Origin of the sequence: Mesorhizobium sp. M7A.F.Ca.CA.001.04.2.1 (assembly GCF_003998485.1) — a bacterium.
In the GTDB taxonomy this organism is placed as follows: Bacteria; Pseudomonadota; Alphaproteobacteria; order Rhizobiales; family Rhizobiaceae; genus Mesorhizobium; species Mesorhizobium ciceri.
In genome coordinates, this window is sequence record NZ_RZQT01000137.1 from 1 (window position 1) to 15646 (window position 15646).

General features: G+C 62.2%; 13 protein-coding genes. 9 read left to right on the top strand and 4 right to left on the bottom strand.

What is annotated here, in order from left to right:
* The 6 genes from EN955_RS28795 to EN955_RS28820 all read left to right on the top strand — a co-directional run.
* A partial coding sequence (locus tag EN955_RS28795) for an aspartyl/asparaginyl beta-hydroxylase domain-containing protein (protein ID WP_164769918.1) occupies positions 1-706 on the top strand: 706 nt, incomplete at its 5' end.
* A 66-nt stretch (positions 707-772) separates the two neighbouring features.
* Positions 773-1147, top strand: coding sequence for a fluoride efflux transporter CrcB (crcB, locus tag EN955_RS28800; protein WP_024505071.1), 375 nt, complete (start codon positions 773-775; stop codon positions 1145-1147).
* A gap of 62 nt (positions 1148-1209) precedes the next feature.
* Positions 1210-2190, top strand: coding sequence for an RluA family pseudouridine synthase (locus EN955_RS28805; RefSeq protein ID WP_024505072.1), 981 nt, complete (start codon positions 1210-1212; stop codon positions 2188-2190).
* A gap of 2 nt (positions 2191-2192) precedes the next feature.
* Positions 2193-3110 carry a DMT family transporter gene (locus tag EN955_RS28810; RefSeq protein WP_024505073.1) on the top strand — a complete coding sequence of 306 codons (918 nt, stop codon included), beginning with the start codon at positions 2193-2195 and terminating at the stop codon, positions 3108-3110.
* Positions 3111-3121: 11 nt separating this feature from the next.
* Positions 3122-3910 carry an ATP12 family chaperone protein gene (locus EN955_RS28815; RefSeq protein WP_024505074.1) on the top strand — a complete coding sequence of 263 codons (789 nt, stop codon included), beginning with the start codon at positions 3122-3124 and terminating at the stop codon, positions 3908-3910.
* Between the two features lie 190 nt (positions 3911-4100).
* On the top strand, positions 4101-5990 hold the full coding sequence (locus EN955_RS28820; RefSeq protein WP_013531448.1) for an MFS transporter: 1890 nt from the start codon (positions 4101-4103) through the stop codon (positions 5988-5990).
* A gap of 96 nt (positions 5991-6086) precedes the next feature.
* On the opposite strand, the gene EN955_RS28825 is transcribed toward EN955_RS28820, so the two are convergent.
* On the bottom strand, positions 6087-6284 hold the full coding sequence (locus tag EN955_RS28825; RefSeq protein WP_024505075.1) for a DUF2735 domain-containing protein: 198 nt from the start codon (positions 6282-6284) through the stop codon (positions 6087-6089).
* 316 nt (positions 6285-6600) lie between these two features.
* Between EN955_RS28825 and EN955_RS28830 the strand changes: the two genes are divergently transcribed.
* Positions 6601-7641, top strand: a complete 1041-nt coding sequence (locus EN955_RS28830; RefSeq protein ID WP_013531450.1) for a glutamine synthetase beta-grasp domain-containing protein — start codon at positions 6601-6603, stop codon at positions 7639-7641.
* Positions 7642-8377: 736 nt separating this feature from the next.
* Here the strand turns inward: EN955_RS28830 and glnA are convergent.
* Both glnA and EN955_RS28845 read right to left on the bottom strand, forming a co-directional pair.
* Positions 8378-9787 (bottom strand): type I glutamate--ammonia ligase, encoded by a 1410-nt coding sequence (gene glnA / locus EN955_RS28840; RefSeq protein WP_013531452.1) that lies wholly within the window; start codon positions 9785-9787, stop codon positions 8378-8380.
* Between the two features lie 65 nt (positions 9788-9852).
* The gene (locus EN955_RS28845; RefSeq protein ID WP_006205430.1) at positions 9853-10191 is read right to left on the bottom strand and encodes a P-II family nitrogen regulator; all 339 of its coding nucleotides are present in this window, start codon (positions 10189-10191) and stop codon (positions 9853-9855) included.
* 358 nt (positions 10192-10549) lie between these two features.
* On the opposite strand from EN955_RS28845, the gene EN955_RS28850 reads away from it, so the two are divergent.
* Positions 10550-12094, top strand: a complete 1545-nt coding sequence (locus EN955_RS28850; protein ID WP_024505076.1) for an NAD(P)H-hydrate dehydratase — start codon at positions 10550-10552, stop codon at positions 12092-12094.
* A complete protein-coding gene (locus EN955_RS28855) occupies positions 12091-14091 on the top strand; it encodes a hypothetical protein (protein ID WP_024505077.1) in 2001 nt (666 codons plus the stop codon). Before EN955_RS28850 ends, EN955_RS28855 begins: the two co-directional genes overlap by 4 nt.
* Positions 14092-14103: 12 nt before the next feature.
* On the opposite strand, the gene EN955_RS28860 is transcribed toward EN955_RS28855, so the two are convergent.
* A complete protein-coding gene (locus EN955_RS28860) occupies positions 14104-15636 on the bottom strand; it encodes an acyl-CoA carboxylase subunit beta (protein ID WP_024505078.1) in 1533 nt (510 codons plus the stop codon).
* Positions 15637-15646: the final 10 nt, after the last annotated feature.

Here is a 15646-nt window from a genome sequence, read left to right on the forward strand (position 1 = left end):
GCGCAACGACCGCAAGGATCTGTCGCTGTTCTCAGGCTATTTTCTCGGCAACGGCCTGTTCACCTGGCTGCTTTCGCCGTTCAACCTGCTGGTCGACCTCCTGTGCTACAGAAATCCTGGCGTGTGGAAGCTGGATCAGTTTCCCGCCGACTATCGACGCGAGGTCAACGAGGTCCTGGACATCTTCAAGGCGCGCAAGGATGAGATCATCGCCGATATCGATGCCAATTTCGGCGCCGGCCGGCGCGGCATGTATGTCTACCAGTGGTACGGCAAGCACAAGATCGACAACGTCGCCGAGTTCAACAAGGATTTCAAATACATCAAGACCATCGCCGTTTCCGTGTTCAGCAAGCGCGAATCGACGTCCTGGCATTTCGGCCCGTTGCGGCTCAGCCTGCGCATTCTCTACAATCTGATCCCGGTGAAGTCGGAGATTTTCGTCGAGTGCGGCAGTGTCAAGAATTACTGGTACGACAATCCGCTGTTCATCTTCGACGACACGCTGCTGCATCGCTCGGTCAACGAGTATGACGGCCGCCGCTACTGCGTGTTCATGGACATTATCAGGCCATCCCCGGTTCCCCGCCTCATCGCGGGCATGCTCGCCGTCGTCTCGGTGAGCGTCGAGCGCATCAATTCCATGTTCTACAAGAACTGGAAGATGATCGGTTCGACCAAGCCGAAGAATGCCGGGACGACCTGAGCAGGCAATCGCTCAATGCAGCTGGCGGCATCGGCTGAATTTGAATAGCCCGGGGAAGTACCGAAGATGTTCAACCTGCTTCTCGTCGTCGTCGGTGGTGGAGTCGGCGCCGGTATTCGCCACCTGACCAACATCGGCGCGCTGCGTTTTGTCGGCCCCAACTATCCCTGGGGCACGATGGCCATCAACGTCATCGGCTCCTTCGCCATGGGGCTGTTCATCGCCTCCATGATGCGCCGTGGCGGATCGAACGAGGTCAGGCTGTTCGTTGCCACCGGCATTCTTGGCGGCTTCACCACCTTCTCAGCCTTTTCGCTCGATTTTGCGACGCTGTGGGAGCGAGGAGCCACGCTGCCTGCGCTGGTTTATGCCCTTGCCAGCGTCATTGGCGCCATTATCGCCCTGTTTCTGGGACTTTGGCTCGCAAGAAGCCTGCCTTAGTGCTATTGCCGCGCCAAGAACAGGCCGAGCTTTGCTCGGGAAACGGATAAGCGACAAAAAACATGGCAGGCGTTGAACAGATCACGGTGGAAGCCGGCGAGGCGGGCATGCGGCTCGACCGCTGGTTCAAGACCCATTTCCCGGGCCTTGGTTTCGGCCATTTGCAGAAGCTTCTGCGCTCCGGCCAGATCCGTGTCGACGGCGGCCGGGTCAAGGCCGACACCCGTGTCGAGCCCGGCCAGATGGTTCGCGTCCCACCGCTCGAGGTTGACAAGAAGGGCGAGAGTGCGCTGACCGGCCACTCGATCCGCAACCAGGGCGATGCCGATGTCCTGTCGAAAATGCTGATCCATGAAGACCCTAAGGTTTTCGTCTTCAACAAGCCGGCGGGCCTTGCGGTGCAGGGCGGCTCGGGCGTCACCCGCAATGTCGACGACATGCTGGAGGCCTGGCGCAACCAGAAGGGCGAGAAGCCCAGATTGGTTCACAGGCTTGACCGCGACACTTCGGGCGTGCTGGTCGTCGCCCGCACCCGACTGGCCGCCATGAAGCTCTCGGAAGCGTTTCGCGCCCGCGAGACCAAGAAGACCTATTGGGCGCTGGTCAAGGGCGTGCCGCCCAAGCGCGAGGACAAGATCTCGACCTGGCTGATCAAGGAGCCGACGCCGGACGGTGACCGCGTGCGGGTCGCCGCGCATGGCGAAAAGGGCGCCGATCACGCTGTGTCCTACTACCGCATCATCGAGCAGGCGGCGCAGACGATGACCTGGCTTGAAATGGAGCCTTATACCGGCCGCACCCACCAGCTTCGCGTTCATGCCGCCTACATCGGCTGCCCGATCCTGGGCGATCCGAAATATTTCGAGGCCGACACCAACTGGGACTTTCCCGGCGGCATTCAAAACCGCCTGCATCTGCACGCCCGCCGCATCATCATTCCGCATCCCGACAAGGGCGTCATCGATGTCACGGCGCCAATGCCACCGCATATGCGCCAGAGCTGGAACCTGATCGGCTTCGACGACGCCAGCGCGGAGGACTGATCGTGAGCGGCGCCACCGACGCGCTCGACCGGCGCGACACGGTCGACCTGGCCGCCGCCGCGATCATGGTCGGGCTGACCTTTTCCTGGGGGCTGAATTACGTCGCCGCCAAGATCTCCTACGCTGGCTATGATCCGGTTTTCCTGTCGATCGCGCGCTCGATCATCGGCGGCATGTGTGTCTTTGCCTGGTGCCGGTGGCGCGGCATCGCGCTTTTCACGCGCGACGGGACCTTGCTCGCCGGCATCGTGGTTGGCGCGCTTTTCGGCATCGAGTTCCTTTGCCTCTATGTCGGCCTGGAGCATACGACCGTTGCCCGCAACACGCTGCTGGTCAACACCATGCCGTTCTGGATGCTGCTCGGCGGCCATTTCCTGCTCGGCGAGCAGATCACGTTGAGAAAATTCCTTGGCCTGCTGCTGGCCTTTGCCGGCCTTGCCGCGGTGTTTTCCGACAAGCTTGGCGGCGGCGGAGACATGCTGTTCGGCGATCTGCTGAGCCTTGGCTCCGGATTCTTCTGGGCTTTGACCAACATCCTCATCAAGCGGTCGAAGCTGGTTGAGGCGAGCGCCGAGAAGCTGCTGCTTTACCAGCTCGCCGGGGCAGCGATCGTGGGCGTATTGGTGCTGCCTCTCGCCGGCCCGCCCGTTCGCGACCCGACCGTGCTGCCGACCTTGGCGCTGCTTTTCCAGGCGGTCTACATCGTCGCCTTCACCTATGTGCTGTGGTTCTGGCTGCTGCGGCGCTATCCGGCGTCAGGCCTGTCCAGTTTCACCTTCCTGTCGCCGGTTTTCGGCGTGCTGTGCGGAGCCATGTTCTTGAATGAGCCGCTGACCATGCGCATTTTCTTGGCACTTGGCCTGATTGCCGCCGGCCTGATCATCGTCAACCGGCCGGCGCGCAAGCTGACGCCGGTGTAAGAGAGACCTTCATGCGTGACATCCTCAACGACCTCGAAGCGGGCAAGTATCTCTCCGACCCGGATCCTGTGCGCCGCGCCCAGATCCAGATGAAGACGCCTCTGCCCAAGCGCTTCTACAAGGCCGCCTCTGTGGCACCTGTCGACAATGGCTTTGCCGTGCATCTCGACGGCAAGCCGGTGCGGACGCCGGGCAAGGCGCTGCTGGTGCTGCCGACCGAGGCAGCAGCCGCGCTCGTCGCCGACGAGTTCGCCGCCCAAAGCGAGACCATCGATCCGGTGAGGATGCCGGTGATGCGCCTCGTCAACACGGCCATCGATGGCGTCGCCAGCGACCCGCAGGCGGTGCTGGAGGATATCCTGCGCTTTGCCTCATCCGATCTCACCTGCTATCGCGCCGACGCACCGCAAGGGCTGGTGGAGCGGCAGAATCAGCATTGGGATCCGGTGATCGACTGGGCGAGGACACTCGGAGCACGTTTCAATCTGGCCGAGGGCATCATCCATGTCGAACAGCCGCGCGTGACCATCGCCGTGCTGGGCAGCCATCTTGCCCAGCGCGCCGAGCCGCTGCGGCTCGCCGCCATTCATGTGATGACGTCGCTGACCGGTTCGGCGCTGCTGGCGCTGGCTGTCGATTTCGGCGAGATCGACGCTGAGGCTGCCTGGGCCGCTGCTCATGTCGACGAGGACTGGCAGATCGAGCATTGGGGGCAGGATGCGGAGGCCGTTGCCCGCCGCGCGGCTCGCAAGCGCGACATGATGGCTGCCGCCGGCCTGCTGCAAGCGCTCAAGGGCTAGGGGTTTCCCAACTCGCCCGGTTTCATCCCGCAGCGCACCTAATACCAAAGTCATAATCCCAAAGACGCGCTGCCTTTGGCGGGCGCTTTCTGTCATTTTTCCCCGATGGCTGTCGTTGAGTCCGTGCTCGGAGGAGAACGCGGACAGTGTCGCGCAGCATTGAGAACGGGTCTCACGGGAGGATAACGCAATGGCAATAGCATCGACCGCCGGCGGAACAAGCCGCGGCATGACGCGGGAAGAGAAGAAAGTCATCTTCGCTTCCTCGCTCGGCACCGTTTTCGAATGGTATGATTTCTATCTCTATGGCTCGCTGGCGGTGTTCATCGGTTCGACCTTTTTCAGCCCAGCCATTCCGGAAGCGACCCGCAACATTTTCGCGCTGTTGGCTTTCGCCGCAGGCTTCCTTGTGCGCCCGTTCGGCGCACTGCTGTTCGGCCGCATCGGTGACCTTGTCGGCCGTAAATATACTTTTCTTGTCACCATGACGATCATGGGCCTATCGACCTTCCTGGTCGGCTTGCTGCCCGGCTATGCCACTTTGGGCATCGCCGCTCCCGTGATCCTGATCATCCTGCGCATGCTGCAGGGCCTGGCTCTGGGTGGCGAATATGGCGGCGCGGCCACTTACGTCGCCGAACATGCGCCGGACAACCGGCGCGGCTACTACACCTCGTGGATCCAGACCACCGCGACGCTCGGCCTGTTCCTATCGCTGGTTGTGATCCTGATCGTACAGGCTTCATTGAGCAAGGAAAACTATGCTGCCTGGGGCTGGCGTATTCCGTTCATCGTGTCTTTCCTGCTGCTCGGCATCTCGATCTGGATCCGGCTTTCGCTTTCCGAATCCCCGACCTTCCAGCGCATGAAGGATGAGGGCAAGGGCTCCAAGGCGCCGTTGACGGAAGCCTTCGGCCAATGGAAGAACGCCAAGATTGCACTGCTGGCGCTGCTCGGCCTCACCGCCGGTCAGGCCGTGGTCTGGTACAATGGCCAGTTCTACGCGCTGTTCTTCTTGACCAACGTGCTCAAGGTCGACGCGCAGTCGGTCAACATCATGATCGCGGTCGCCCTGGCGGTCGGTTCGATCTTCTTCGTCGTCTTCGGCTGGCTCTCCGACAAGATCGGCCGCAAGCCGATCATCATGGCGGGCCTTGCGCTGGCGATTGTCTGCACCTTCCCGCTGTTCAAGGCACTGACATGGGCTGCCAATCCGGCACTCGCCACGGCGCAGCAGAACACCAGGGCGACGGTGACCGCGGCGCCGGGCGACTGCAAGTTCCAGTTCAATCCGGTTGGCACGGCGAAGTTCACGACATCCTGCGATATCGCGACTTCGTTCCTGACCAAGAACTCGGTTCCCTATGACGTGGTGTCGACGGCTGCCGCCGGCACACCCGCATCTGTCAAAATCGGCAACGAGACGGTCGAGTCCTATGACGCCATCGCCGCCGGTGATCAGGCCAAGGCCAAGGAAGCGGCCTTCATCAAGGCCGTCAATATGTCGCTGCAGGACGGCGGCTATCCGCTGAAGCGCGCGGCAGCCAAGGTTGCGGACCAGAAGCTCGATGCGTTTGTTGCCGCCAACCCGGAACTGAAGCTGGACGCCGCTGCCATCCGTGCCGGTGAAAAGGCGACGGTGCCGATCGACCAGGCGGTCAAGGACAAGCTGCTGACCACCGATGAGGCAGCGGGCGCACCCGAAGTCACCGTCTACAACATTCCAGGCGGCGGCGCGTTCGCCATGTTCGCCGATCCTGCAGCAGTGAACTGGCCAATGACGATCGGCATCCTGTTCATCCTGGTGCTGTTCGTGACCATGGTCTACGGGCCGATCGCGGCGATCCTGGTCGAAATGTTCCCGACCCGCATTCGCTACACCGGCATGTCGCTGCCCTATCACATCGGCAATGGCTGGTTCGGCGGCCTGCTGCCGGCAACCGTGTTCGCGCTCAGCGCCTACAAAGGCGACATCTACTATGGCCTTTGGTACCCGGTGGTGATCGCGGCTATAACGCTGGTCATCGGCATGATCTTCGTCAAGGATACGCTCGGCACCGACCTGCACGCCAAGGAGTAGGCAGCCCCCGCGTTCAAAAGAAAGCCCGGCGCGAACGATCGCGCCGGGCTTTTTCTTTTCAGGCCAATTCGTTGGCGAGGGCTGCTGCCCTTTGTGTCAGCTCTTGCGGCCCCGGGCCTCTTCCTCGATGGCTGCCTCATGGTACCAGCCGTCGCCGAAATCCGCGCGGGCATCACGCAGCGAGGCAAGCTCTGCCGCAAACTTAGCCTTTCCGCTCAAATTTGAGGCAGAGAGGCGCGCTGCCGCCGGGAACATCAAAATTTTGGCCGACGGTCGTGTGGAAATGACTTCCATTGCCGGGTTCCTTTCTTCCGCCGAACCTTTTCGATTCAACTTGGCCCGAAGATAAGGTCTGCAATCAAGTTAGGCAATATGCCTATGAAAAGATCAGCATTTGCACACTATTTGTGCAAATAAGGACCGTGATGGATCCGGGCGCATTGCTTAGGCGGCTCACCGACTTCCGGTGGATGCCGCGTCAATTTTGTCGCACCCTCCGGACCAAGAATGGCACACGAATTGCTTTTTAAGAGTGCGGCAGGCCGGCTGCTGACGGCAGGCGCATGTCGACGCCGTTCAGTGTTCGGTGATCAAGCAACGAGAGGCTAGAATGACGAAATACAAGCTCGAGTATATCTGGCTCGATGGATATACCCCGGTCCCCAACCTTCGCGGCAAGACGCAGATCAAGGAATTCGCCGAATTCCCTGAACTCGAGCAGCTGCCGCTGTGGGGCTTCGATGGTTCCTCGACCCAGCAGGCCGAAGGGCACAGCTCCGATTGCGTGCTGAAGCCGGTTGCGGTCTATCCGGATCCCGCCCGCACCAACGGCGTGCTGGTCATGTGCGAAGTCATGATGCCCGATGGTGTCACGCCGCATGCCTCAAACAAGCGCGCCACCATCCTCGATGACGAGGGCGCCTGGTTCGGCTTCGAGCAGGAATATTTCTTCTACAAGGACGGTCGCCCGCTCGGCTTCCCCGAGAGCGGCTATCCCGCACCCCAGGGCCCGTACTACACCGGCGTCGGCTATTCCAATGTCGGCTCCGTCGCGCGTCAGATCGTCGAGGAGCATCTCGACCTCTGCCTCGCCGCCGGCATCAACCACGAAGGCATCAACGCCGAAGTGGCCAAAGGCCAATGGGAATTCCAGATTTTCGGCAAGGGCTCCAAGAAGGCCGCCGACCAGATGTGGATGGCCCGCTACCTCCTGCAGCGCCTGACCGAGAAATACGGCATCGACATCGAATACCACTGCAAGCCGCTCGGAGACACCGACTGGAACGGCTCTGGCATGCACGCCAACTTCTCGACCGCCTATATGCGCGAAGTCGGCGGCAAAGCCTATTTCGAAGCGCTGATGGCGGCCTTCGACAAGAACCTGATGGATCACATCGCCGTCTACGGCCCGGACAACGACAAGCGTTTGACCGGCAAGCACGAGACCGCGCCGTGGAACCGGTTCAGCTATGGCATTGCCGACCGTGGCGCCTCGATCCGCGTGCCGCATTCCTTCATCAAGAGCGACTATAAGGGTTATCTGGAAGACCGCCGTCCGAACTCGCAGGGCGACCCCTACCAGATCGCCTCGCAAATCCTGAAGACGATCGCCTCGGTTCCGGCAAGCGCTCAGGTTTCAGCCGCCGCTTAAGTGTTTCGGACTGTATGACAAGAGGACCCCGGCGTTTCGCGCCGGGGTTCTTTTTTGGCCGTTACCCGGCTGACTGCATTCCCGGTAAAACATACCCAGAAAAAGTCAGGCAGTTCCGGCGGTCGCTAATCGCCCGTGAGTTCCGGCCGCAGCCGTGCGGGTCTGCGGCGATCACTCGCCAGAAAGCCCGGAAAACCGCCTTTTCCAGCCCTTGTCCGGGGCGATGGATCTTCCATAAGCATCTGTTCATACAACGGAATCGGTCATTCGCCACCCGGCTGGCGGCGTTGACAGATCACGCTACGGCATGCGTATTCGCGGGCTTGGGGTTACGTCACGCAATGCTGTTCGGACGGGCGGGGTTTTCTTGAACGGCGGCATTGGCGTGGGCGCCGGACGAGCGGTCACTGTAGCCTGAGACAGTGCTCCGCTCGCTCCTGGCTCCGACGTTGGCGGCCGAACCGCCTCCCTTGATCATTTACTGAACACCGCCGAGTTGTGATTGAAGCGACGCGCTCAAAAGCCGGCCGCTCCGATGGACCGTAGGTCCAAGAATCCGGGCATCCTATGATCGTCGAAGACGAAAGGCGGATACGGCTGTCCATGCGCGGCTGCCGTGCAGGCGAGGCATGCCGGTCGGCTGGCAATCCTGTTGGAGCGCAGCAAAAAGCCCTTGAAAGAGGGACGTCTTTCAAGGGCTTGAGCATTATAGCTAATCTTGGACCGAGATTGAATCTCAGACGGAGTAGTACATGTCGTACTCGACCGGATGCGGGGTCATTTCGAAGCGCATCACTTCGGCCATCTTCAGCTCGATGTAGCTGTCGATCTGGTCGTCGTCGAAGACGCCGCCGGCTTTCAGGAAGCCGCGGTCCTTGTCGAGGCTCTGCAGGGCTTCACGCAGCGAGCCGCAGACGGTCGGGATCTTCTTCAGCTCCTTCGGCGGCAGGTCGTAGAGATCCTTGTCCATCGGCTGGCCGGGATGGATCTTGTTCTTGATGCCGTCGAGGCCGGCCATCAGCAGCGCTGAGAAGGCGAGGTAGGGGTTCGCGCCCGGATCGGGGAAGCGGACCTCGACGCGCTTGGCCTTCGGCGACGAGCCGAACGGGATACGGCAGGACGCCGAGCGGTTGCGCGCCGAATAGGCGAGCAGAACCGGCGCTTCGTAACCCGGCACCAGGCGCTTGTAGGAATTGGTCAGCGGGTTGGTGAAGGCGTTGATCGCCTTGGCATGCTTGATGACGCCGCCGATGAAGAACAGGCAGCTTTCCGACAGACCGGCGTATTCATTGCCGGCGAAGGTCGGCTTGCCGTTCTTCCAGATCGACATGTGGACGTGCATGCCCGAGCCGTTGTCGCCGAAGATCGGCTTCGGCATGAAGGTTGCCGTCTTGCCGTAGGCGTTGGCGACCTGGTGGACGACATACTTGTAGATCAGCATCTTGTCGGCGTTGCGCACCAGCGCGTCGAACTTGATGCCGAGTTCGTGCTGAGCCGCCGCCACCTCATGGTGATGCTTTTCGACGCGCACGCCCATCTCGGCGAGCACGGTCAGCATTTCCGAGCGCATGTCCTGCGCGCTGTCGATCGGCGGCACCGGGAAGTAGCCGCCCTTGATGCGCGGACGGTGGCCGAGATTGCCGGTCTCATAATCGGTGTCGTCGTTCGACGGCAGTTCCGTGGAGTCGAGCTTGAATCCGGTGTTGTAGGGATCCGCCTTGTACTTCACATCGTCGAACACGAAGAATTCGGCTTCCGGGCCGACAAAGATGGTGTCGCCGATGCCTTCGGCCTTCATGTAGGCCTCGGCCTTCTTGGCCGTACCGCGCGGATCGCGGTTGTAGGATTCACCCGAAACCGGATCGAGGATGTCGCACAGGATGACCATGGTCGACTGCGCGAAAAACGGGTCCATGTGGACCGTTTCCGGATCGGGCATCAGCACCATGTCGGACTCGTTGATGGCCTTCCAGCCGGCAATCGACGAGCCGTCGAACATCACGCCATCGGCGAACATGTCTTCCTCGACCTCGATGACATCCATCGTCACGTGCTGCAGCTTGCCCTTCGGGTCCGTGAAGCGCAGGTCGACGAATTTCACGTCGTTGTCCTTGATCTGCTTCATGATGTCTTTGGCTGTCGTCATGTCGTGTATCCCTGTGTGATGACTTTTTTTGATGATGACGTTTTTCTGGAGGATGGCGCGGTCGGTCAGACCGCGTCCATGCCCGTTTCGCCGGTGCGTATACGCACGACTTCCTCGATATTGGAAACGAAGATCTTGCCGTCGCCGATACGACCGGTCTGGGCCGCCTTGCGGATGGCCTCGATCGCACCTTCGACCGCGTCGTCGCCAAGCACGACCTCGATCTTCACCTTGGGCAGGAAATCGACGACATATTCGGCGCCGCGGTAGAGTTCGGTGTGACCCTTCTGACGACCGAAGCCTTTTGCTTCGGTGACGGTGATGCCTTGCAGTCCGGCCTCCTGAAGCGCTTCCTTCACTTCGTCGAGCTTGAATGGCTTGATGATCGCTTCGATCTTTTTCATGTAAAAAGTGGCCTCCACTGCCAAAAAAACGGGTTGTGACCCCCCGCTTGCGCCTCCATCAAGCACGAACTGTGCCAATTCAGCGGATTCTAAGCGGTCTCATAAGATTTCAAAGCCGCGCCGCACCGGGATGCAAATTCGCGTCATTCGCTGCACCGGGAGCGGCATGGGCTGCCAGAGCCTACACAGCGCCAGCACCCGCGTCCGCACAAAAATCGGGCATATTGCCTATCCCCCAGGCAATTTTCTGCCCGCGATGCTTTCGTGCCAACGTTATGGCTGCAGATCTCGGCAACTCCCCCTTGTTTGCTTAGGATCGAAATCGGACAATGCTTGATCGCATGCGGATCGGCAATCCATGAGCAACGAACTTCTTTCCCCGGCCGAAATGAGCGAGGCCGATCGGCTGACGATTGCCGCCGGCCCAGCCGACGGCATCGGCCTGATGCGGCGCGCTGGTGGAGCGGTCGCGGCCGAGGTTCTCAAGCGCTACCCCTCGGCAAAGCACATCCATGTGCTGTGCGGGCCCGGCAACAATGGCGGCGATGGCTATGTCGTTGCCCGCATCTTGGCCGGCAGCGGCGTCGGCACATCGGTCTGGGTATCCGGCGCGCCGAGGCCGGAAAGCGATGCGGCGCTCGCCGCCGCGGAATGCCCGATCAAGCCCCGGCCGCTGTCTGACTTTGACGCCAAGCCTGGCTCGATCGTGATCGACGCGCTCTATGGGGCGGGGCTGTCGAAGCCGCTGTCCGGCGACGCCGCGAAAGCCATCGATACAGTGACAGCCCTGAGCCTGCCCGTGGTCGCGGTCGACCTGCCGTCCGGCGTCTCTGGAATCAGCGGTGACATATTGGGCAGGGCGTTTCGTGCCGAGGTCACCATCACCTTCGCGCGGAAAAAGCCTGGCCACCTGCTGCTGCCGGGGCGCGGGCAATGCGGTGAGATCGTGCTCGCCGATATCGGCATCGGCGACGGCATCATCGCCCAGCTCGCCGTCTCGACCTTCGAGAATGTGCCGGACCTGTGGTTGCAGGAATTTCCCGTGCCGGCGGTGGATGCGCACAAATACAAGCGCGGCCATGTCGGCGTCTTTTCCGGCGGCCCAAGTGCTACGGGCGCGGCGCGGCTGTCGGCGCTGGCCGCCGCCAGAAGCGGGGCAGGGGCGGTCACCGTGCTGTCGCCTGGCAATGCCATGCAGGTGAACGCGATGCACCTGACCTCGATCATGCTGCGCGAGGCGGGCTCGCTCGAGGAGGTGCAGGAATTTCTAATGGCGCGCCATCCCGGAGCGCTGGTGTTCGGACCGGGGCTTGGGCCAAAGCCCAAGGTCGGCGATTTCGCCCTGCAGCTGATCAAAGCTTTGGAGGAGGAAGCACGCGACGAGGCGACCGCGAACCACGCCAGTGCGATGGTTCTTGATGCCGACGCCATCACGTCGCTGGCCCATCAGCCTCAGGCGCTGTTCGAAGCTGCCCGTCAGCCGAATGCGCCTGCCTTGATAGTCACGCCGCATGAGGGCGAATTCGGCCGCCTGTTCCCTGATATCGCCGGGGACAAAACCATGTCGAAATTGGACAAGGCGCGAACGGCCGCCGCGCGGGCCAACGCCGTCATCGTCTACAAGGGCGCCGACACGGTCATAGCAGCGCCCGATGGCAAAGCGGCGATCAACTCCAACGGTGCACCGTGGCTGGCCACAGCCGGGTCAGGCGACGTGCTGTCGGGCATCATTGCCGGTTTGCTGGCGCAAGGCATGCCGCCCTTCGAGGGTACCTGCGCGGCGGTGTGGTTGCATGCTGAGGCCGGCAGCCGGTTCGGACCCGGTCTGATCGCCGAGGACCTGCCGTTGGCACTGGTGCCGGTGTTGCGCGAACTCTTCGACGCGCGCACGGCTGCCCAATGAGCCGCGCGCTCGTTCTGTTGCTTGCCACCCTCATCGCTGTCTTCATGGCGCCGACGGCGCGCGCCGAAGGTCCTGTGACGATCGTCGACGATCCGGCGGTGCTCGCCGCACTCGATGCCAGGGGTTTCGGTTTCGCCGATGTTTTGGGGGTCGACGGCGAGGACGGTCTGAAGACGCTTTACGACGAGGCGCCGGCCTATCATGCCATCGTCGAAACGGTTGCCTCCGATGTTGCGGCACTGCGTGCCGATATGAAAGCCGGCGGCCGGACGCTCTACGAAGTCACCGACGGCAATGTCGGCCGCATCATGGACATGCGCTGGCTGAAGACCGACGCCGCGCGCTTCCGGCTGGTCGGCGTCGTCAACCGGCTCGATCGTCGCGACTTCGCGGTGCTTCAAGGCGACAGGAGCTGCGGCGAGGTGCGCTTCATCTACCGCCTGGCCTACAGCTTTCGCAAAAACGGCAAGCTGCTGGCGTCGCGCCTGCCATTCAATTTCAATGCCGTCTACAGCGCCGCCCCCGACGCCGATGGCGGCTGCGTAGGTGTTGCCGGGCGCTGGACGCCACAGCTTGACGAGAGCGTCGATGCCGGCTGGCTGACCGGCGGGCCGCTGGAGAGAGCTGGGCTCACCTTCAAGCAGCTGGAGCTCAACGCACAGGTGGTGCGCTTCCCCTCCGGCCAGGAAACCGAGTTCGGTGGCCAAGCGGCCTATCTCATGCGGATATTCGGCATCGATGGCGCCGATATCAGCGAAAAACCGCTGGAGAACACGCCCGACACCGCACGGCTTTCGCAGGATGCGGCGCTGAAGGCACGGCTCGCCGTCTATGTCGGCGCCAATTTGCCGGCGGTTGACGAAGGCGTCTATGAGATTCCCGACGAGTTCCTGGCCAGAAAGATCATCTCATGGTCGACCTTCGGCAGCGCGCGGCAGGCCAATCATCCGTTTACGCAATTGTTCCAGCCCAAGGAATTCGCATCGCTCGATTATTCCACGCTGAAACTGGTGCGCACGCCGGAAGCGCTGGTCGAGCGGCTGGACAATGGCGCCTGCCAAGGTTGCCATCAGGCCGGCTCCACTGCCGGCTTCCATTTCATCGGCCTTGACGACGAGACGACATCGCCGTTGAACCGCATCGAGGTCGGGATTTCGCCGCATCTTCATGCCGAGATCCCGCGCCGCCAGGCCTGGCTGCGCGCTACAGCTGAGGGCAGGGAGCCGAACCGCTTCCGTCCGCTCTCCTTTGCGCCGCCGGCAGCCTGGACGGACGCCGCGGTCGACTACGCGCCGGCCGAGATGGCCATGCCGTGCCTGATGCCGGAAGATGCCGCGCGGTTCGGCGCGACCTGGCAATGCGGCGGCGGCACCGTCTGCACGCCGCTGGCCACCGCTTCGGGCGTGCACACGAAACTGGCGCAATGCCTGCTGCCGAAAGACAGCGAAAAACTGTTTTCCGGTCATCCCTGCCTGACCGGCTCGATCGCCAGCAATGCGGCGCAGCCTTTCAACGACCGCTACAGCAAATCGGGCCAGTTCGCGGCCTTCGCCTCGGACATTTCCCGTACCGCCTACACCTGCCGACCGCCGAAGATCGGCGTGCCTGGCGGCATCGCCTATCGCGGCTGCGACGACAAGGACCGCTCCTTCGCGGCCTTCAAAGCCGGCAAGCCGATGCCGAACGAGATTTGCGGGCTGGTCGGCGGCAAGAAATTCGACATCTGCGTGGCCACCAACAATTTCGACCAATGCCTTGGCGGCGCCGTCAATCGCGGCAACCGGCCGGCCTGTTCGGCCGATCATTTCTGCCGCGAGGACTATATGTGCCAATCGCTGCCGCCGGACACGCCGGGCATCGGCAAGGTCAGAGGCATCGGCTTCTGCTCGCCGACCTATTTCATCTTCCAGATGCGCATCGACAACCACGCAACGCCATGGGGCAGCCCTGTCCGTGCCACGATGGGAGCGGGGTTCGGGGCGGCGGAAGAGGAGTGAGTTGCCGGCGCCTCACAGCGGGATGTTGTCGTGCTTCTTCCAGGGGTTCTGCATGTCCTTGTTGCGCAGCATGCGCAGCGCCCGGGCGATGCGGCGGCGAGTCGAGTGCGGCATGATCACCTCGTCGACATAGCCGCGCTCGGCGGCGACGAAGGGCGACAGGAAGCGATCCTCGTAAGCCTTTGTATGGGCTGCGATCTTTTCGGCATCACCGATGTCCTTGCGGTAAATGATCTCGACCGCGCCTCTGGCGCCCATCACCGCGATCTGCGCCGTTGGCCAGGCATAATTCATGTCGCCGCGCAGATGTTTTGAGGCCATCACGTCATAGGCGCCGCCATAGGCTTTGCGGGTGATGACGGTGATCTTCGGCACGGTCGCCTCGGCATAGGCGAACAGCAGTTTCGCGCCATGCTTGATCAGGCCGCCATACTCCTGCGCCGTGCCGGGCAGGAAGCCGGGGACATCGACGAAGGTGACGATCGGGATCGAAAAACAGTCGCAGAAGCGCACGAAGCGCGCCGCCTTGCGGCTGGCATCGGAATCGAGCACGCCGGCCAGCACCATCGGCTGGTTGGCGACGAAGCCCACCGTGCGGCCCTCGACGCGTCCAAAGCCGGTGACGATGTTCTTGGCAAAACTCTGCTGGATCTCGAAGAAATCGCCTTCGTCGGCGACCTTCAGGATCAGCTCCTTGATGTCGTAGGGCTTGTTGGCGTTGTCGGGAATCAGCCGGTCGAGCGACAAATCATGGTCGGTGACCGACTGGTAGCATTCGATCTCGGGAAGCTCCGATGTGTTGGAAGCCGGCAGCAGGTCGACCAGCCGGCGCATCTGCAGCAGCGCCTCGACGTCATTGTCATAGGCTCCGTCGGCGATCGACGATTTCGTCGTGTGGACGGAGGCGCCGCCGAGACTCTCGGCGGTCACCGTCTCGTTGGTCACGGTCTTCACCACATCCGGCCCGGTGACGAACATGTAGGAGGTGTCGCGCACCATGAAGATGAAATCGGTCATGGCAGGCGAATAGACGTCGCCGCCGGCGCACGGTCCCATGATCACGGAAACCTGCGGGATGACGCCTGAGGCCAGCACGTTGCGCTGAAAGATCTCGGCATAGCCGCCGAGTGCTGCCACGCCTTCCTGGATGCGCGCGCCGCCGGCATCGTAGAGGCCGATGATCGGCGCCCGGTTGCGCAGCGCCATCTCCTGCACCTTGATGACCTTCTCGGCATGCGCTTCCGACAGCGAGCCGCCGAACACGGTGAAGTCCTTGGCGAAGAGGTAGACCGGGCGGCCGTTGACGGTGCCCCAGCCGGTGACGACGCCGTCGCCCGCGATCTTGGTCTTTTCCATGCCGAAATCGGTCGAGCGGTGCTCGACATACATGTCGAACTCCTCGAACGAGCCCTCGTCGAGAAACACCTCGATGCGTTCGCGCGCGGTGAGCTTGCCCTTCTTGTGCTGGGCGTCGATGCGCGCTTGGCCGCCGCCCATGCGGGCGATCTCGCGGCGGCGCTCGAGTTCCTTCAGCACGTCCTTCATCGATTACCTC